General features: G+C 74.7%; 15 protein-coding genes. 5 read left to right on the plus strand and 10 right to left on the minus strand.

Annotation, left to right across the window (positions count from 1 at the left end; translation table 11 throughout):
* The first annotated feature begins 167 nt into the window (after positions 1-167).
* The 4 genes from C7456_RS14370 (at position 168) to C7456_RS14385 (ending at position 3,592) form a co-directional block, all read left to right on the plus strand.
* A complete protein-coding gene (locus tag C7456_RS14370) occupies positions 168-698 on the plus strand; it encodes a hypothetical protein (protein WP_139942949.1) in 531 nt (176 codons plus the stop codon).
* A gap of 74 nt (positions 699-772) precedes the next feature.
* Positions 773-1,459 (plus strand): fumarylacetoacetate hydrolase family protein, encoded by a 687-nt coding sequence (locus C7456_RS14375; RefSeq protein ID WP_109724495.1) that lies wholly within the window; start codon positions 773-775, stop codon positions 1,457-1,459.
* A gap of 176 nt (positions 1,460-1,635) precedes the next feature.
* Positions 1,636-2,046 (plus strand): large-conductance mechanosensitive channel protein MscL, encoded by a 411-nt coding sequence (gene mscL / locus C7456_RS14380; protein ID WP_109724496.1) that lies wholly within the window; start codon positions 1,636-1,638, stop codon positions 2,044-2,046.
* A gap of 109 nt (positions 2,047-2,155) precedes the next feature.
* Positions 2,156-3,592, plus strand: a complete 1,437-nt coding sequence (locus C7456_RS14385; protein WP_109724497.1) for a M20/M25/M40 family metallo-hydrolase — start codon at positions 2,156-2,158, stop codon at positions 3,590-3,592.
* Positions 3,593-3,712: 120 nt separating this feature from the next.
* Here the strand turns inward: C7456_RS14385 and C7456_RS14390 are convergent, their stop codons facing one another.
* The 4 genes from C7456_RS14390 to C7456_RS14405 form a co-directional block, all read right to left on the minus strand.
* Positions 3,713-4,102: a hypothetical protein gene (locus C7456_RS14390; protein WP_109724498.1), complete on the minus strand. Its 390-nt coding sequence runs from the start codon at positions 4,100-4,102 to the stop codon at positions 3,713-3,715.
* A 71-nt stretch (positions 4,103-4,173) separates the two neighbouring features.
* Entirely contained in the window at positions 4,174-7,281 is a 3,108-nt protein-coding gene (locus tag C7456_RS14395; protein WP_109724499.1) for an efflux RND transporter permease subunit, read from the minus strand.
* 3 nt (positions 7,282-7,284) lie between these two features.
* Positions 7,285-8,403, minus strand: a complete 1,119-nt coding sequence (locus tag C7456_RS14400) for an efflux RND transporter periplasmic adaptor subunit (RefSeq protein ID WP_109724533.1) — start codon at positions 8,401-8,403, stop codon at positions 7,285-7,287.
* A gap of 201 nt (positions 8,404-8,604) precedes the next feature.
* A complete protein-coding gene (locus C7456_RS14405; RefSeq protein ID WP_109724500.1) occupies positions 8,605-9,063 on the minus strand; it encodes a MarR family winged helix-turn-helix transcriptional regulator in 459 nt (152 codons plus the stop codon).
* Between the two features lie 285 nt (positions 9,064-9,348).
* Here C7456_RS14405 and C7456_RS14410 point away from each other — a divergent pair, with 285 nt between their 5' ends.
* Positions 9,349-9,873, plus strand: coding sequence for an O-acetyl-ADP-ribose deacetylase (locus C7456_RS14410; RefSeq protein WP_109724501.1), 525 nt, complete (start codon positions 9,349-9,351; stop codon positions 9,871-9,873).
* Here the strand turns inward: C7456_RS14410 and C7456_RS14415 are convergent.
* From C7456_RS14415 to C7456_RS14440, 6 genes are read right to left on the minus strand one after another with little or no spacing between them, the layout of a single operon-like run.
* On the minus strand, positions 9,860-11,578 hold the full coding sequence (locus tag C7456_RS14415) for a BatD family protein (RefSeq protein WP_109724502.1): 1,719 nt from the start codon (positions 11,576-11,578) through the stop codon (positions 9,860-9,862). The two genes, C7456_RS14410 and C7456_RS14415, sit on opposite strands and share 14 nt — an antisense overlap.
* Positions 11,575-13,467, minus strand: coding sequence for a tetratricopeptide repeat protein (locus C7456_RS14420; protein ID WP_109724503.1), 1,893 nt, complete (start codon positions 13,465-13,467; stop codon positions 11,575-11,577). Before C7456_RS14420 ends, C7456_RS14415 begins: the two co-directional genes overlap by 4 nt.
* Positions 13,464-14,447 carry a VWA domain-containing protein gene (locus C7456_RS14425; protein ID WP_109724504.1) on the minus strand — a complete coding sequence of 328 codons (984 nt, stop codon included), beginning with the start codon at positions 14,445-14,447 and terminating at the stop codon, positions 13,464-13,466. Before C7456_RS14425 ends, C7456_RS14420 begins: the two co-directional genes overlap by 4 nt.
* Positions 14,440-14,958 (minus strand): DUF4381 family protein, encoded by a 519-nt coding sequence (locus C7456_RS14430; RefSeq protein WP_109724505.1) that lies wholly within the window; start codon positions 14,956-14,958, stop codon positions 14,440-14,442. The genes C7456_RS14425 and C7456_RS14430 overlap by 8 nt, the downstream gene beginning before the upstream one ends.
* Positions 14,955-15,887, minus strand: a complete 933-nt coding sequence (locus tag C7456_RS14435) for a DUF58 domain-containing protein (protein WP_109724506.1) — start codon at positions 15,885-15,887, stop codon at positions 14,955-14,957. The genes C7456_RS14430 and C7456_RS14435 overlap by 4 nt, the downstream gene beginning before the upstream one ends.
* Entirely contained in the window at positions 15,884-16,879 is a 996-nt protein-coding gene (locus tag C7456_RS14440) for an AAA family ATPase (RefSeq protein WP_109724507.1), read from the minus strand. The genes C7456_RS14435 and C7456_RS14440 overlap by 4 nt, the downstream gene beginning before the upstream one ends.
* Between the last annotated feature and the right edge of the window lie 37 nt (positions 16,880-16,916).

The following is a 16,916-nucleotide window of genomic DNA, read 5'->3' on the forward strand; positions in this document are numbered from 1 at the left end:
ACGGGCCTGCGCTCCGCGCGGCCACCGGCGCCTATCAATCGTCGTCGATGACAGATGTCACCTCCGGCCGGCGCGACCGCGGATCGCGTTGCGGTCGGGGCATCGTCGTGCCAAGGTGGCGCCGCAGGCCCTCCGGCTTCCTCCCCACGTCGTCGTGGAGCGCTTCCATGCCCAGGCATCTTCCCGCCGCCGTCCTCGCCACGCTGTTGTCCGTCGCCGCCGCGCCTACGCACGCCGCCGGCGCGACGGACAAGCCCGCCGCCTGCAGCGCCCCGGCGCACCGCCAGTTCGACTTCTGGCTGGGCGACTGGGACGCCTACCGCGTGGGCGAGCCGGGCAAGCCGCCGGCCGCGCGCAACCACGTCACCCGCATGCTGGACGGTTGCGCGCGGCGCGAGGTCTACCGCCGCGCGGACGGCTATGTCGGCGAGAGCTTCACCACCTACGACGAGGCGCGCAGGGTCTGGCACCAGAGCTGGGTCACCAACCGGGGCGAGCTGGCGGTGCTGGAGGGCACGCGGCAGGCCGACGGCGGCATCGTGCTGCAGGGGCCGAGCAGCGACGCCGGCGGCGTGGTGCGGGTGCGCGCGGCGTGGAAGCCGCAGGGCGACGGCGTGCGCGAGACGGCCGAGCAGTCGCGCGACGGCGGCAGGACCTGGACGCCGGCGTTCGACCTCCTGTTCCGCCCGCATCGCTGACCGCGCCGCCGCACGCCATGTCCGCCGCCCCGGCCGCGTCGCGCCGGGCCGCCGGTTTTTGCTAGGGTTGGGCCATGCGCTACGTCATCGACCCTCCCGTTCCGCCGAGCCTGCCGGTCGTCGGCAGCGGGCTGCGCTTCCCGGTCCGCCGCATCTTCTGCATCGGCCGCAACTACGCCGAGCACGCCCGCGAGATGGGCGCGGCGGTGGACAGGGAGACGCCGCTGTTCTTCTGCAAGCCCGCCGACGCGGTGGTGGCCGACGGCGCCGACGTGCCCTACCCGCAGGCCACCGCCGAGCTGCACCACGAGGTGGAGATGGTGGTGGCGCTGGGCCGCGGCGGCCGCGACCTGGCGCCGGCCGAGGCGCCGGCGCTGGTGTTCGGCTACGGCGTCGGGCTGGACCTCACCCGCCGCGACCTGCAGGCGCAGGCCAAGGCGAAGAACCACCCGTGGGACGTGGCCAAGGCCTTCGACCACTCCGCGCCCGTCTCGGCATTGCGCCCGGCGGCCGAGGCGCGGCCGGACGCCGACACCCGGCTCAGCCTCGACGTCAACGGCGAACGGCGCCAGCAGGGGCGGCTGGGCGACATGGTCCACGACGTGCCGGCGATCCTCGCCGCGCTGTCGCGGCTGTTCGAGCTGAAGGCCGGCGACCTGGTGTTCACCGGCACCCCGGCCGGCGTCGCCGCGCTCGCGCGCGGGGACCGCTTCCACGCCGAGCTGGAAGGCATCGCCACGCTGGACGGCCGGATCGTCTGAACGCCGGCCGCCGCGCGGGCGGGCGGCCGCTTCCCGCCGCCGCATCGGCGGCCGTTCTTCCGCGCGCGCCCGGGCCAGCGTTCCCGCCTCACTCCCGCGCTTCCGCCCGCCACGCGCCCGCATCCGAAATGCTCTAAAGTCGCCCTGCCCTACCGGCCCATCGAGGAGACCACGACATGAGCATGCTCAAGGAGTTCAAGGAATTCGCAATGCGCGGCAACGTGCTCGACCTCGCCGTCGGCGTGGTGATCGGCGGCGCCTTCGGCAAGATCGTTACCTCGCTGGTCGACCAGGTGATCATGCCGCCGATCGGCTGGCTCACCGGCGGCATCGACTTCTCGCAGCTGAAGTGGGTGCTCAAGCCCGCCGACAATTCCGATCCCGCGCACAAGGTGGCCGAGGTGTCGATCCAGTACGGCGCCTTCATCAACACGGTGATCCAGTTCGTGATCATCGCCTTCGCGATCTTCCTGATGGTCAAGGCGATCAACCGGCTGGTCCGCAAGCAGGAGGCCGCGCCGGCCGCGCCGCCGGCCGACGTGGTGCTGCTCACCGAGATCCGCGACCTGCTCAAGAACAGGCCGTGACGCCCGCGCGCCGGGCGGCGCGGCCGCCCGGCCACCCGTGACTTCCGGCCTAGACGGCCCGCGCGGGCGGCGCGAATAATCGGGGACCATCCTCCGCGGAGTCTCCCCGATGCGCCGTCTGCCCCTCGCCCCGCTCGCCGCCGCCCTGCTGCTCGCCGCCGGCGCCGCCAGCGCCGCCGACACCACCATCCCCGCCGCGGCCGTAAAGACGGCCGAACAGCTGCGCGACAGGGCGCTGCAGGACGACACCGGCTACCGCATCGTGGCCTCGCTCACCACCGAGGTGGGCCCGCGCATCGCCGGCGGCCCGGCCGACCAGCGCGCGCGCGACTGGGCGGTGGCCAAGTTCAAGGAGCTGGGCTTCGACAAGGTCTACACCGAGCCGGTCACCTATCCGCTGTGGCAGCGCCGCGGCGAGCACGGCGCCATCGTGGCGCCGTTCCCGCAGCCGCTGGTGCTCACTGCGCTGGGCTACTCGGCCGGCACGCCCAGGGGCGGCCTCGCCGCCGAGGTGGTGAAGTTCGACAGCCTCGACGCGCTCAAGGCCGCCGACCCGGCCAGGGTGAAGGGCAAGATCGTCTACATCGGCTACCGCATGCAGCGGAAGAAGGACGGCGCCGACTACGGCATGGGTTCGGCGGTGCGCACCATGGGCCCGCCGATCGCCGCGTCCAAGGGCGCCGCCGGCTACCTGCTGCGCTCGGCCGGCACCGACCCGGACAGCCGCACGCCGCACACCGGCGTCACCGGCTTCCGCGACCCGGCCAAGGCGATCCCCGCCGCGGCGCTGTCCAACCCCGACGCCGACCAGCTCGAGCGCGTGCTGGCCTACGGCAAGCCGGTCACGGTGAAGCTCGACCTCGACTGCGGCATCGTCGGCCAGTACACCGGCGCCAACGTGATCGGCGAGGTCACCGGCCGCAGGCATCCGGACCAGGTGGTCGCCATCGGCGGCCATCTCGACTCCTGGGACCCGGGCACCGGCGCGATCGACGACGGCGCCGGCGTGGCGATCGCGATGGCCGCGGCCAAGCTGATCCGCGACCTGCCGCAGCGCCCCGACCGCACCATCCGCGTGATCGCCTTCGCCAACGAGGAGATGGGCCTGTGGGGCGGCCGCGCCTATGCGGAGAAGCACGCGGGCGAGGTGGCGAAGTTCCAGCTCGGCACCGAGTCCGACTTCGGCGCCGGCCCGGTATGGCGGATGAGCGCCAGCGTGAAGCCGGAGGCGCGCGGCGCGATCGCGCAGATCGCCAGGGTGCTCGAACCTATCGGCGTGGCCTACGACGCCCGGCGTCCCGGCGGCGGCGGCTCGGACCTGTCGCAGATGCACGCCAAGGGCATGGCCGCGCTCACCCTGACCCAGGACGGCACGCGCTACTTCGACTGGCACCACAACGCCAACGACACGCTGGACAAGATCGACCCGAAGGAGCTGGCGCAGAACGTGGCGGTGTACGCGGCGTTCTCGTACATGGCGGCGCAGGCCGACGGCGATTTCGGCTCGGCGCCGGGGGCGTTCGCGGGGGATGGGGCGGAGGATTGAGGCTTCGCGGGCCGAGGGCGCTCTCACCGAGCCGCACGCAGTGGCTCTTGGGGGAGCATCGTGGCCGGAGGCGATTGCCCCATGGCCCACGCGGGACCCCACCAACTACCCCGGCCCGCCTCAGCGCACGTAGTGCAGCTTCGCCTCCACCAGCACCTTCGGGAAGCAGAAGGTGCGGGTCATCATCGCGATCGCCACCGGCACGCCCACCGCCTGCTCCACGCCGCCGGCCGAGCGGCAGTCCGCGCCGGCGGGCAGCTCGTAGTGGATGATCCGCACCGTGTACTGCGGGCACACGTCCGAACAGGGGAACTCGGCCACCACCGGCACGCCGTGGTGGGTGCCGAGCCGCACGGTGGTGTTCATCAGCTTCGCCTTGTCCCACGGCCTGGCCGCGTAGGCGCGCAGCGCCGCGTCGTCGAGCGCGCCGGCGTCGGCCGCGCGCGTGGCGCAGCCGGCGGCGAGGACGAGGGCCAGCGCGGCGAGCGCGGAAGAACGGAGCGTCAGCATGGTCGTGCCTCCGTGTGGAACCCGCGCCCAGCATACCCGCCGCGCCGCGCGATGCCCATGCGGCCCGGCCGTCAGCGCTCCGCTTCGGCCACCGTCCCGCCCGTCCGCGACGGGCGCGCGAAGCGCTGCTGCAGCCGGTCCATGTACACGTAGATCACCGGGGTGAGGTACAGGGTGAGCACCTGCGAGACCACCAGGCCGCCCACCACCGCCAGGCCCAGCGGGCGGCGCGTCTCGGCGCCGGCGCCCAGGCCCAGCGCGATCGGCAGCGTGCCGGCGAAGGCGGCCATGGTGGTCATCATGATCGGGCGGAAGCGCACCAGGCAGGCGTCGTAGATCGCCGCCGCCGGCTTCATGCCCTCCACGCGCTGCCGCTCCAGCGCGAAGTCGATCATCATGATCGCGTTCTTCTTCACGATGCCGATCAGCATCACGATGCCGACGAAGGCGAACAGGTCCAGCGAGGCGCGGAACACCACCAGGGTGAGCAGCGCGCCCACCGCCGCCGCCGGCAGGCCGGAGAGGATGGTGAGCGGGTGGATGAAGCTCTCGTAGAGGATGCCCAGCACCAGGTAGATCACGAACACCGCGAGCAGCAGCAGCAGGCCCATGCCCTGCATCGAGTCCTGGAACGCCTGCGCGGTGCCCTGGATGCTGCCGCTGATGGTGGCCGGCAGGCCCATCTTCGCCATCGCGCCGTCGATCTCCGCCACCGCCTGGCTCAGCGACACGCCCGGCGCCAGGTTGAACGACACCGTCACCGCCGGCAGCTGGCCCTGGTGGTTCACCGTGAGCACCTGCGGCTTGCGCTCGAAGCGCGCCACCGTGTCCAGCGGCACCAGCGCGCCGGTGTTCGAGGTGACGTACAGCCGCGACAGCACCGCCGGATCGTTCTGCAGCGGGCGCTCCACCTGCATGATCACCCAGTACTGGGTGGAGGTGCCGTAGATGGTGGAGATCTGGTTCTGCCCGAACGCGGTGCCCAGCGCGGTCTGCACCTGCGCCATGGTCAGGCCCAGCGGCGCCAGGCGGTCGCGGTCCACCTGCACCACGATCGAGGGGCTGTTGAGGTCGAGGTCGTTGGTGACGTCCTGGAAGCCGGGCAGCCCGGCGAAGGCCTGGGTCACCTTGCCGGCCCAGTCGTACAGCGCGTCGAGGTCGATCGACTGCAGCGTGTACTGGTACTGCGCCTTGCTCTGCCGCCCGCCGACCTGGATCGCCGGCGGGTTCTGGATGTAGGTGCGCACGCCCTCGACCTGGGCGAACTTCCGGCGCAGCTCCTGGATGATCCCGTCCGGCCCCAGGCGGCGCTGCCCGGCCGGCTTGAGCAGCAGCAGGATCGAGCCGTTGTTGATCGTGCTGCGCGAGCCGCCGGCGCCCACGCTGGACATGTAGCCGGCCAGGTTCGGGTCCCGCGCGGCGATCTCGGCCAGGCGCTGCTGGCGCGCCACCATCGCGTCGAAGGAGACGTCCTCCGGCCCCTCGGTGGTGACGCGCAGCTGGCCGGTGTCGCCGGCGGGGATGAAGTCCTTGGGCGTCACCACGAACAGCAGCGCGGTCACCGCCAGGCTCAGCGCGAACGCGGCCAGCACCAGCCGCGGCCGGTCCATGCACCAGCGCAGGCTGCGCGCGTAGCCGCGCTGCACGGCGCCGAAGCCGCGGTCGAAGCCGCCGACCAGCCAGTTCCTGTTCCCGTGGTCGTGCGCCTTGACGAAGCGGCTGCACAGCATCGGCGTGAGCGTGATGGCGACGACGCCGGAGATCAGGATCGCCACGCTGATGGTCACCGCGAACTCGTGGAACAGCCGCCCCACGATGCCGCCCATGAACATCACCGGGATGAACACCGCGATCAGCGAGAGCGTCATCGAGAAGATGGTGAAGCCGATCTCGCCGGAGCCCTTCACCGCGGCGTCGTACGGCGACTCGCCCGCCTCCATGTGGCGCACGATGTTCTCCAGCATCACGATGGCGTCGTCCACCACGAAGCCGACCGCCAGGGTGAGCGCGAGCAGCGAGAGGTTGTCCAGGCTGTAGCCAAGCGCGTACATCACGCCGAAGGTGCCGATCACCGAGATCGGCAGCGCCACCGCGGGGATCAGCGTGGCCGAGAGGTTGCCGAGGAACAGGTAGATCACCAGCACCACCAGCACGCCGGCCAGCAGCAGGGTGAACTGCACGTCGTCCACCGAGGCGCGGATCGACTGCGAGCGGTCGTACAGCACGTCCAGCTTCACCGAGGGCGGCAGGCCGGCCTGGAAGCCGGGCAGCACCGCCCTGATGCGGTCCACCGTCTCCACCGTGTTGGCGCCGGGCTGGCGCTGGATCGCCAGCACGATGGCGCGCTCGCCGTTGTACCAGCTGGCCACCTGGTCGTTCTGCACGCTGTCGTCGGCGTGGCCCACGTCGCCCAGCCGCACCGTGGCGCCGTTGCGGTAGGCCACCACCACGTCGTTGTAGTCGGCCGCGCGCTGCAGCTGGCCGTCGTTGCGGATCGCCAGCTGCTGGCGGTGGCCGTACAGCGTGCCGGTGGGCTGGTTGACGTTGGCGTCGGCGATCGCCGCCTGCACCTGGTCGATGCCGATGCCGGCGGCGGCCAGCTTGTCCGGGTCGACGCTGACGCGCACCGCGTACTTCTGCGAGCCGTACACGTTCACCTGCGCCACGCCATCGACCATCGACAGCTGCTGCGCCAGCTCGGTCTCGGCGTAGTTGTCCACCTGCGAGAGCGGCAGCGTGGCCGAGTGCATCGCCAGGTACAGGATCGGCGCGTCCGCCGGGTTCACCTTGCGGAAGGTGGGCGGCGTGGTCATCTCCTTGGGCAGCTGGCGCAGCGCGGCGGAGATCGCCGCCTGCACGTCCTGCGCGGCGGCGTCGATGTTGCGGTCCAGCTCGAAGGTCAGCGTGATCGAGGTGGAGCCCAGCGCGCTGGTCGAGCTCATCGAGCTGATGCCGGCGATGGTGGACAGCTGCGCCTCGATCGGGGTGGCCACCGCCGAGGCCATCGTCTCCGGCGAGGCGCCGGGCAGGCTGGCGCTGATGCTGATGGTGGGGAAGTCGACGTTGGGCAGCTCGTTCACCGGCAGCCGCGGGTAGGCGACCACGCCGAACACCAGCAGCGCCGCCATCAGCAGCGTGGTCATCACCGGCCGGCGGATGCACAGTTGCGGCAGGTTCATCGCTCAGCCGCCCTGCCGGACCTGCACGCGGCTGCCGTCCACCAGCAGCATCTGGCCCTCGGTCACCACCTGCTCGCCGGCGCTCACGCCCTGTTCGATCACCGTGCGCCCGCCCGTGCTCGGCCCCGGCGTGACGTAGCGCTGCGCCACCGTGCCGTCCGCCTTCAGCACGAACACGAAGCTGCCCCTGGCCGAGCTCTGCACCGCCTGCACCGGCACGCTGAGCGCGCGCGCGATGCGCGCGGTGGGCAGGCTCACCTGCACGAACTGGCCCGGCGTGAGGCGCATGTCGGGGTTGTCGAAGCGCGCCTTGAGCAGGATCGTGCCGGTGCTGTTGTCCACCGCGTTGTCGACGAACTCCAGCGTGCCCTGCAGCGGCTGCGGATCGCCGGGGATCGCCGCGCGCACGGGCACCGGCCCGCGCGCCAGCGCGGCGCGCACCGCCGCCAGGCTGCCCTCGGGCACGTTGAAGTCCACCCGGATCGGCTCGACCTGGTTGAGCACCACCAGGTCGGTGCTCTGCGCGGTCACCTGCGCGCCCGGCCACGCCAGCGGCGCGCCGGCGATGCCGTCGAACGGCGCGGTGACGCGCGTGTAGTCGAGCTGGGTCTGCGCCAGCTCCTGCGCGGCCAGGTCGCTCTGCAGCGCGGCGCGCGCCACCTCGAGGTTGGCCTGGTAGGCGTCGTAGTCGGCGCGGGAGACGAAGCCCCTGGCCAGCATCGCGGCGTAGCGGCGCTGGTCGGCCTGCGCCTTCTGCAGCTCGGCGCGGTCCTTGGCCACCGCGCCGCGCGCCTGGTCGAGCTGCGCCTTGAGCAGGCGCGGGTCGAGCTGCACCAGCAGCTGGCCCTTCTTCACCCGGCTGCCGGGCTGGAAGCCGAGCGCCTGCAGCTGCGCCGAGACCTGCGCGCGCAGCGTCACCGTGGACCAGGCCTCGGCGCGGCCGACCACCTGCAGCGAGAGATCGACGTCGCCGGCGGCGACCGGCGCCACCTGCACCGGCACCGCGGCGACCGCATGGCCGGCGCCGGCCGTGCCCTTGCCGGACGGATGCCCCAGGAAATGCACGCCCGCCGCCGCCAGCAGCAGGACCACGAGGATGAGCAGGATTTTCTTTGCGGACATGCGCTGGCTTCGTTGCAGGTCGCGGCCCGACGCCGGCCGGACGGAGCGAATCAGGCGGGCGGCCCGGCGGGCCGCCATGCGGAAATCATCATCAACGCGGCAGGCTGCAATCCGGTTTACCTGCCGCGGCCATTTCGCAACTATGCCGGGCCGCCCCCAGGCCGGGACCCTGACCTATGGCACTGGCAGCGGCACCACCCGTCAGGCCGGAGGCGCCTCGTCGGCCTGGTCCAGCGCCTGCAGGTTGTCCTTGATCCGGCCCAGCACCGCGAGCGTCTGCCGCAGCTCGTCCACGGTGAGCCCGAGCGTGGCGTCGCGGCGCAGGCCGCGGCTGATCTCCTCCATGTCGTCCACCACCGCGCGCGCCTGCGGCGTGAGGTGCAGGCGCCAGGCGCGGCGGTCCTTCGGGTCGGGCCGGCGCTCGACGAAGCCGGCCGCCTGCAGGCGGTCGATCACCCGGCCCACCGCGATCGGCTCCATCTCCAGCTGCTCGGCCAGCTCGTTCTGGCGCAGGTCCTCGCGGCGGTACAGCATCTTGATCGCGCGCCACTGCGCGCGGGTCAGCCCGAAGCGTTCGGCGCGGCGGTCGAAGTGCTTGCGGAACAGCAGCGTCACGTCGCTCAGCAGGTAACCGAACGAGATGTCTTCCGGCTTGGTCATGGCAGCGCGGGCCCTTCGGCGTCTTTCCGCCGAAGCATACGGCGGCGCGCCCGGCGAGGCCACGCGGCAGGATGACCCGGCCCCGGGCGCCGGCTCGCCCGCGCGCGGCCGGCCGAATCGCCACGGCGGCCCCCGCATGCCCGCGAACGGCGCAAAAGAGCAGGACGGACGCCCTCCCGCGCGAGACGGGGCCTGGCCGGTTCGCGGGCGGCGCCGCCGGACCGGCTGCGCTATCTTTGCTCCCTTGCAGCGCCGCGATCGCGCGCGACGGAGCGCAGCAGCCGCATGCCGCTTTCCATCGTCATCGACGACATCACCCGCCTGGCGGACGACGCCATCGTCAACGCCGCCAATCCCGCCCTGCTCGGCGGCGGCGGCGTGGACGGGGCGATCCACCGCGCCGCCGGCCCCGCACTGCTGCAGGCCTGCCGCGCGCTGCCCGAGGTGGCGCCGGGCGTGCGCTGCCCCACCGGCGAGGCACGCATCACGCCCGGCTTCGCGCTGGCCGCGCGCCACGTGATCCACACCGTCGGCCCGGTCTGGCGCGGCGGCGCGCACGGCGAGCCGCAGCTGCTCGCCGCCTGCCACCGCAACGCGCTGGCGCTGGCGCGCACGCACGGGCTGGCCAGCCTGGCCTTCCCGGCGATCAGCTGCGGCGTCTACGGCTATCCGCCGGAGCTGGCCGCGCCGGTGGCGGTCGCCGCGGTGCGCGAGGCGCTGGCGGAGCTCGAGGCCGCGATCGCGGTGCGCTTCTGCCTGCGCGACGCCGCGATGGCGGCGATCTGGCGCGCGGCGCTCAGCGCAGCTTGAACGGGTACAGCGGCGGCAGCGGCGGCTCGTCGCCGTCCTTGCCGGCCCCGTCGCGCCATGCGAAGCCGCGGACGAAGGCCGCGGCCAGCGCCGTGCCCGCCGTCGCCGGAGCGCCCGCGTAGCGCTGCCGCTGCAACGCCGCGATCGCCTCGCGCTGCGCGGGCGCGGCCAGCGCGTCGGCCAGCTCGCCGAGGTTGCGCAGCTGCGGCCGCTCGCTGCGCGCCCAGGCCAGCAGCGCCTGTTCCTGCGCCGCGGCGTCGGTGCCGCGCGCGGCCGCGAGGAAGGCCTCGCGCAGGCGCCGCGCCGGCGGCGCAACCACTGCCGTGGCGGATTCGCGGGGTGCCGCGCGGCGGCCGCCGCGCCGTCCCAGCCACCAGCCCAGCGCGCCGGCCAGCAGCAGCGCGGCCGCGCCGGCGAGCCACCACGGCCACGTGCCCGCGCCGGGCAGGCGTGCGGTCCATGCGCCCGACGAAGGAGCCGCCGTCGATGCCGGTGCCGCGGGCAAGGGCGCGGCGGACGATGATGCCGCCGCGGCCGGCGCCGCACCGGCGCCGGCCGCGGGCAGCACGTCCAGCTCGCGCGCGGGGATCGTCGCCGTCTCGGCGCGCCCGCTCTGCACGTTCCACCACTTGAGCGTGGTGGCGGGGATGCGCAGCCGGCCCGGCCGCTCCGGCACCACCGCGAAGGACTGCGTGCGGCTGCCCAGTAGCCACTGGCCGTCGGCGCGCGTGGCCTCGGCCGGCTTGTCCGGGTACACGGTGGCGCCGTCCAGCGGCGGCAGGCCGAGCGCGGGCAGCGCCTCGTACGGCAGCCCGGTGGCCTGCAGCGTCATGGTGAGGTTGAGCGGCTGGCCGACGCGCGCGCGGCCGTCGGCGGGCAGGCCGTCCAGCTTCAGCTCGAGCTGCCGCGCGGGCAGCCAGGCCGCGTTGCCCCAGTCGGCCGGCGCCGGCTGCACTTCCACCGCCGCCGCCGGCGCGGCCGCGCTGACCGGCGTGCCCATGCCGAAGAAGCTGTCCGGGTCGTTGGGATCGACCTGCTCGCCCTGGAAGCCCAGCGCGGGAATCTCCAGCCGGCCGGGCCGCTGCGGGATCAGCGCGTAGCGGCGCTCCACCACGTGGTAGTTGCGGCCGCCGCGCTCGGCGTCGTAGTCGAGGTCGCCGCCGAGCCGGCGCACGTCCACGCCGGGCAGCTGCGGGTCGGCCAGCGCGCCGTTGGTGAGCGTGGCGCGGTAGTACAGCTTCACCGTGTAGACCAGCTGCTGGCCCACGCGCACCGTGCCGGGCTCGACCGCCGACTCCATGAAGACGTCCTTGCCGCCGCGCGCGGCGGCCGCCGCGTCGGCCGGGCTCACCTGCAGCGACAGCGCCGCGGTGCGCTGCCCGTTCACCTCCAGCGGCGGGATCTCGAGCCGGCCCGCGCGCTTGGGGCGCAGCGCGATGCCGACGATGGTCTGCGCGCTGCGCTGGCCGTTGACGATGCTGACGCTGGTGTTGCTGGAGCTGCCGAGGATGTCGAAGTCGCGCTGCAGCGGCGAGAGGTCCGGCGTGCCGAGCGAACCGCCGCCGTCCGCGCGCAGGTTGAGGGTGACCGTCTCGCCGAGCTGCACGCTGTCGCGGTCGAGCGTGGCCTGCACCGCGGCGGTCTGCGCGAACGCGGGCAGCCACAGCAGCCAGGCCAGCAGGGCGAGCAGTCGGTGCGGCTTCATGGCGTGTCGTCCTCCCCCGGCGGCGCGCCGTGGCGCTGCCGGTATTCCAGCTCGAACTTGCGCCGCAGCAGCGCGCCCGGATCGTCGGGCACGCGCTGCAGCGCCTGGCGCAGCTCGGCGGGCAGCCGGGCCTCGGGGTCGTCCTGCGCGGCGACGCCGAGCTGGTGGCTGCCGTCGGCCTGCGCGGGCCTGCCGGATCGCAGCGCCCGGTCCATCTGCCGCTGCAGGGCCTGGCGCGCCTGCTCGGCCTGGGCGGCCTGCCGGGCCTGTTCGCCCGCGTCCGGCGGCGGCGCGGCGCCTTCCCGCTTCGCGTCCTGGCCGCTGGCGGATTCGCCCGGCTGGCCGTTCTGTCCGCCGCCCCGGCCGTTGTCGTCCGGCTGGCCGTCGGCCTGTTCGCCGCGGCGGTTGCCCTGGCTGTCCTGCTTGTGCCCGTCCTGCGCGTCTTTCGACGGAGCGTTCTTTCCCTGCTTGTCCTGGTCGCGCTGGTCCTGGCCGCCGCCCTGGCCGTCCTGCGCCTTCTGCGACGGCGGCGGCTGGCGGCGCAGCCAGTCCTCCACCGCCTGGCGGTTGGCGCGCGCGTCGGCATGGGCGGGATCGAGCCGCAGCGCCTCGTCGTAGGCGGCGATCGCCTCCCGGTAGCGGCCCATCCTGGCCAGCGCGTTGCCGAGGTTGTAGCGCGCGTCCGCGCCGGAAGCCCCGGCCAGCGCCTGCGCGGCGGCCGCGTAGTTGCCCGCGCGGTAGGCGGCTGCGCCGCGCAGCGCGGGATCACGCGCGAGCTGCGCCGCCTCCTTCGCGCGCCCCTCGCGCAGCGCCTGCGCGGCCTGCTGGTCGCGGCGCTGCCACAGGTCGCGCCAGCTCGCCGCCTCGGCGCGCCCGGGCAGCAGCGGGAGGGCCAGCAGCGGCAACACCAGCAGCCAGCCGCGGCGGAAGCCGCAGGCGGCGACCAGCAGCAACGGCAGCAGCAGCCAGGGGCCGCGGTCCTCCCACTGCGCGCTCTGCTCGCCGCTGGCCTGCGCCGTCCCCGCGCGCAATTCGGCGCGCAGCGCCTCGACGTCCGCGGCATCGTCGCGCAGCGGCACGTAGCGGCCGCCGCCGGCGGCGGCCAGCGCGGCGAGCCCGGCGTCGTCGCGCCGCGCCAGCTCGATGCGACCCTGCGCATCGTGCAGGAAGCCGCCGCCGTCCTGCGGCACCGGCCCGCCCTGCGCGCTGCCCACGCCGAGCACCGAGACGCGCACGCCCGCGGCCAGCGCCTTGCGCGCGGCCGCCTCCGCGCCGGCGTCCACGCGGTCGGCGAGCAGCACCAGCGAGCCGCCGCCGGCATGCGCGTGGTCGATCAGCTCGACGCCGCGCTCGATCGCCGCGGCGGCGTTGTCGCCGTCCACCGGCATGGTGTCGGGCGCGAGCGCGTCGAGCAGGTCGTCCAGGCTGTGCGCGTCGCTGGTCAGCGGCGCCACCGCGAAGGCCTCGCCGGCGTAGGCGACCAGCCCGTTGAGACCGTCGCGGTTGGCGTCGAACAGCGCGCGCGCCTTGTAGCGGGCGCGGTCGAGCCGGCTCGGCGCCACGTCGCGCGCGAGCATGCGCGGCGACAGCGCGACCGCCACCACCTGCGCGGCGCGGTCGGCGTACAGCGGCGTCTGCGCGCGGCTCCAGCTCGGGCCGGCCAGGGCCAGCACGGCCAGCAGCGCGCCGAGGCCGGCCAGCAGCAGTGGCAGGCGGCGGTCCGCGCCGCGGCCGCTGAGCAGGTGCGGCAGCAGCTCGGCATCGGCCAGCCGCGCCAGCTCGTGCCGCGCGTCGCCGCGGCGCGACAGCCACCACAGCAGCGGCGGCAGCAGCGCCAGCGCGAGCAGCCAGGCCGGCCGCAGGAAATGGAACTGCTGCAGCGCGCTCATCGGGCGGGCTCCGGCCCGGCCCGCCTGCCGGCGGGCAGCATGGCGAGGGCCGCCAGCGCCAGCGCGGCCAGCAGCGGCCAGCGGAACAGCTCGCGCCGCGGGCGCAGCGACGGCCCCTGCTGCGGCATCGGCTCCAGCGCGTCGATGGCGCGGTAGGCGGCGGCCAGCTCGCCGGTATCGGTGGCGCGGAAGTAGCGGCCGCCGGTCTGCTCGGCCAGCGCGCGCAGCATCGGCTCGTCCAGGTCGGCGGAAGGGTTCACCACGCGCGTGCCGAAGAAGTCCGGCACGCGCATGCGGGTGGCGCCGATGCCGATGGTGTAGACGCGCACGCCGGCCGCCTTGGCCGCCGCCGCGGCCTGCAGCGGCGCGATGCTGCCGGCGTTGTTGACGCCGTCGGTGAGCAGCACCAGCACGCGCGCCTGCTCGGGCAGGCCGGCCAGGCGCTTGACCGCCACCGCGATGGCGTCGCCGATCGCCGTCTCGGTGCCGGCCAGGCCCACCGTGGCGCCCTGCAGCTGCGCGCGCACCGCGTCGAGGTCGTAGGTGAGCGGGGTGACCAGGAAGGCGCGGCTGCCGAACAGCACCAGGCCCAGCTCGTCGCCGCCGCGGCGCGCGATGAAGTCGCTGGCGATCGCCTCCACCGCGGCGAAGCGGCTGACCGGCTGGCCGGCCAGCTCCATGTCGTCGGTGCGCATGCTGCCGGACAGGTCCACCGCCAGCATCAGCGCGCGGCCGCTGCGCTGCTGCGCCTGCGGCGGCCCCACCCATTGCGGCCGCGCCGCCGCGCCGAGCAGGCACAGCCAGGCCAGGGCGAGCCCCAGCATGCGGCCGCGCGGCGCGCGCTCGGCGACCGCGGCCAGCCGCAGGCCCGGATGCGGCAGGTGCAGCGCCTGCCCCGGCGCGGCCGGCGCCAGCCAGCGCCGCAGCAGCCAGGGCAACGGCAGCAGCACGAACACCCAGGGCCAGGCGAGCTCAGGCATGCGCGACCGGCTCCGCCTTGCGCGGCACGCGCTGGCGCAACGCCCGCGCGAGCCAGCGGCGCGCCGCCGCCAGCGCCGCGTCGCGGTCGAGCGGCAGCGGCCGGTACAAGGCCTGCTCCAGGCGTTCGAGCTGCGCCATGGTCCCGGCATCCACCGGCACCCGCGCCAGCAGCGCCCGCCACGCCTCGCCGTCCGCCGACGCGGCGCGCGCGTCGAGGCGCCGCGCCGCCCGGCGCAACAACTGGTGCAGGCCGGCGGCGAAGGCGCCATCGTCGGCATCCGCCGCGTGCCGCGCGGCCAGCGCGTCGACTTCGGCCAGCACGCGCCGCAGCGCGATGCGCGCGCGCCGGCGGCGGCACCAGGCCAGCAGCCCGATCGCGGCGAGCGCCAGCAGCAGCGCGGCCAGCAGCCACCAGCCCGGCGCGGGCGGCCACCAGGACGGCGCGGGCGGCAGGTGGATGTCGCGCAGCGCCGGCCCTGCCTGCGCCGGTGCGGGCAGCCGCGCGCTCATCGCGCCCCCTGTACGCCGAGCAGGGCCGATACCGCTGGCTGCGGATCGGCCGCGGTGTCGATGCTGCGGCAGGCCAGGCCGAGCGAGCGCGCCATCGCGGCCAGCCGCAGTCCGCCACCGCCCAGCGCCTGCTGGAACTCGCGCCGCTGGCGCTCGCCGTACAGCTCCACCTCGCGGCGCTCGCCGCCGTGCTCCAGCGGGTAGCGTCCGGGCGGCGGCAACGCCCGTTCGAGCGGATCGGCCACCAGCAGCACGCCCACCTGCGCGTGTCTGGACAGTTCCCACAGCAGCGGCCGCGCGGCCTCGTCGCAGCACAGGCCGTCGCTGAGCAGCAGCACGCGGCTGGCGCCGCGCGCCAGGCGGGCGGCGCGGCGCAAGGCTCCCGACAAGGCTTCGGCGGCCGCCTCGTCGCCCGGCGCGCGGTCCCATTCCGCCAGCACGCCGCACAGCGCCAGCGCGCCGTGCATGCCCGGCCGCGGCCGCAGCAGCTGGCGCTGCACGCCGAAGGCCAGCGCGCCGACCCGCTCGCCCGCGCGCGCGGCCTGCCACGCCGCCAGCGCGGCGGCGCGCGCGGCCTGCACCGACTTGAAGCGCGCGCGCGTGCCGAAGCGCATGCTGGCGTGGGTGTCCAGCAGCACCAGCAGCTGCGCCTCGCGCTCCTCCTCGAACAGCTTGGTGTGCAGGCGGCCGCTGCGCGCGGTGAGCCGCCAGTCCAGCCGGCGCACGTCGTCGCCGGGCTGGTAGGCGCGCGACTCGGCGTAGTCCATGCCGCGGCCATGCAGGCGGCTGGCCTGCTGGCCGGCTTGCGCCGCCTGGCGCGGCGCACGTGCCGGGGCCAACCGGCCCGTGCGCGCGCGCAGCGCGATCAGTTCGGCCAGCGAGACGCTGGCGCGTCCGTCGCCGTCGGCACTGCGCAGTCGGGCGCTCACGGCAACGGCACGAGGTCCAGCAGGCGGTCGATCACCTGGTCGCTGCGCACGCCCTCGGCCTCGGCTTCGTAGCTGAGCAGCACGCGGTGGCGCAGCACCTCGTGGGCGACCGCGTGCACGTCCTCCGGCAGCGCGTAGTCGCGCCCGGCCAGCCAGGCCCGCGCGCGCGCGCAGCGGTCCAGCGCGATGGTGGCGCGCGGGCTGGCGCCCCAGGCGATCCAGCGCTTGAGCTCCGGCCCGTAGCGCCCGGCGTCGCGGCTGGCCAGCACCAGCTGGGCCAGGTATTCCTCCAGCGCCGGCGCCAGGTGCACCGACAGCACCGCGTCGCGCGCGGCGAACACGTCGGCGGGCCTGAGCAGCGCCGCCGCCCGCGGCGCCGGGTGCAGGCTGCGCCGGGCCTGCTCGCGCGCCAGGCGCAGGATCGCCAGCTCGTTGGCGGCATCCGGGTAGCCGATGGTCACGTGCATCAGGAAGCGGTCGAGCTGCGCCTCGGGCAGGCTGAAGGTGCCCTCCTGCTCGATCGGGTTCTGCGTGGCCATCACCAGGAACAGCTCCGGCAGCGGCCAGGTGTTGCGGCCCACGGTGATCTGCCGCTCGGCCATCGCCTCCAGCAGCGCCGACTGCACCTTGGCCGGCGCGCGGTTGATCTCGTCGGCCAGCACGATGTTGTGGAACAGCGGGCCGCGCTCGAACTCGAAGCTGCCCGACTGCGGACGGAACACGTCGGTGCCGGTGAGGTCCGCCGGCAGCAGGTCGGGGGTGAACTGCACGCGGTGGAAGTCCGCCTCGATGCGCGCGGCCAGCGCCTTCACCGCGGTGGTCTTGGCCAGGCCCGGCGCGCCCTCCACCAGCAGGTGGCCGTCGGCGAGCAGCGCGACCAGCAGGCAGTCGATCAGCCGCGGCTGGCCGATGATCTCGCGCTGCAGTTCCTCGCGCAGGTGCGCGAAGGCCTGCTGCAGGCGGTCGGCGGAGGCGTTTTCCGGCATGTCCATCGTGGGTTCCTGGCTGTCACTGTCGTTTGACCGCGCA

The organism is Fulvimonas soli (assembly GCF_003148905.1).
Taxonomy (GTDB): Bacteria; Pseudomonadota; Gammaproteobacteria; order Xanthomonadales; family Rhodanobacteraceae; genus Fulvimonas; species Fulvimonas soli.

Coding starts and splice junctions, on each gene's coding strand:
- C7456_RS14405 (WP_109724500.1), bottom strand. CDS start 9,063: ATGACCAAGCCGGAAGACATCTCGTTCGGTTACCTGCTGAGCGACGTG.
- C7456_RS14430 (WP_109724505.1), bottom strand. CDS start 14,958: ATGAGCGCGCGGCTGCCCGCACCGGCGCAGGCAGGGCCGGCGCTGCGC.
- C7456_RS14420 (WP_109724503.1), bottom strand. CDS start 13,467: ATGAGCGCGCTGCAGCAGTTCCATTTCCTGCGGCCGGCCTGGCTGCTC.
- C7456_RS14370 (WP_139942949.1), top strand. CDS start 168: ATGCCCAGGCATCTTCCCGCCGCCGTCCTCGCCACGCTGTTGTCCGTC.
- C7456_RS14375 (WP_109724495.1), top strand. CDS start 773: ATGCGCTACGTCATCGACCCTCCCGTTCCGCCGAGCCTGCCGGTCGTC.
- C7456_RS14425 (WP_109724504.1), bottom strand. CDS start 14,447: ATGCCTGAGCTCGCCTGGCCCTGGGTGTTCGTGCTGCTGCCGTTGCCC.
- C7456_RS14385 (WP_109724497.1), top strand. CDS start 2,156: ATGCGCCGTCTGCCCCTCGCCCCGCTCGCCGCCGCCCTGCTGCTCGCC.
- C7456_RS14440 (WP_109724507.1), bottom strand. CDS start 16,879: ATGGACATGCCGGAAAACGCCTCCGCCGACCGCCTGCAGCAGGCCTTC.
- C7456_RS14390 (WP_109724498.1), bottom strand. CDS start 4,102: ATGCTGACGCTCCGTTCTTCCGCGCTCGCCGCGCTGGCCCTCGTCCTC.
- C7456_RS14415 (WP_109724502.1), bottom strand. CDS start 11,578: ATGAAGCCGCACCGACTGCTCGCCCTGCTGGCCTGGCTGCTGTGGCTG.
- C7456_RS14395 (WP_109724499.1), bottom strand. CDS start 7,281: ATGAACCTGCCGCAACTGTGCATCCGCCGGCCGGTGATGACCACGCTG.
- C7456_RS14410 (WP_109724501.1), top strand. CDS start 9,349: ATGCCGCTTTCCATCGTCATCGACGACATCACCCGCCTGGCGGACGAC.
- mscL (WP_109724496.1), top strand. CDS start 1,636: ATGAGCATGCTCAAGGAGTTCAAGGAATTCGCAATGCGCGGCAACGTG.
- C7456_RS14400 (WP_109724533.1), bottom strand. CDS start 8,403: ATGTCCGCAAAGAAAATCCTGCTCATCCTCGTGGTCCTGCTGCTGGCG.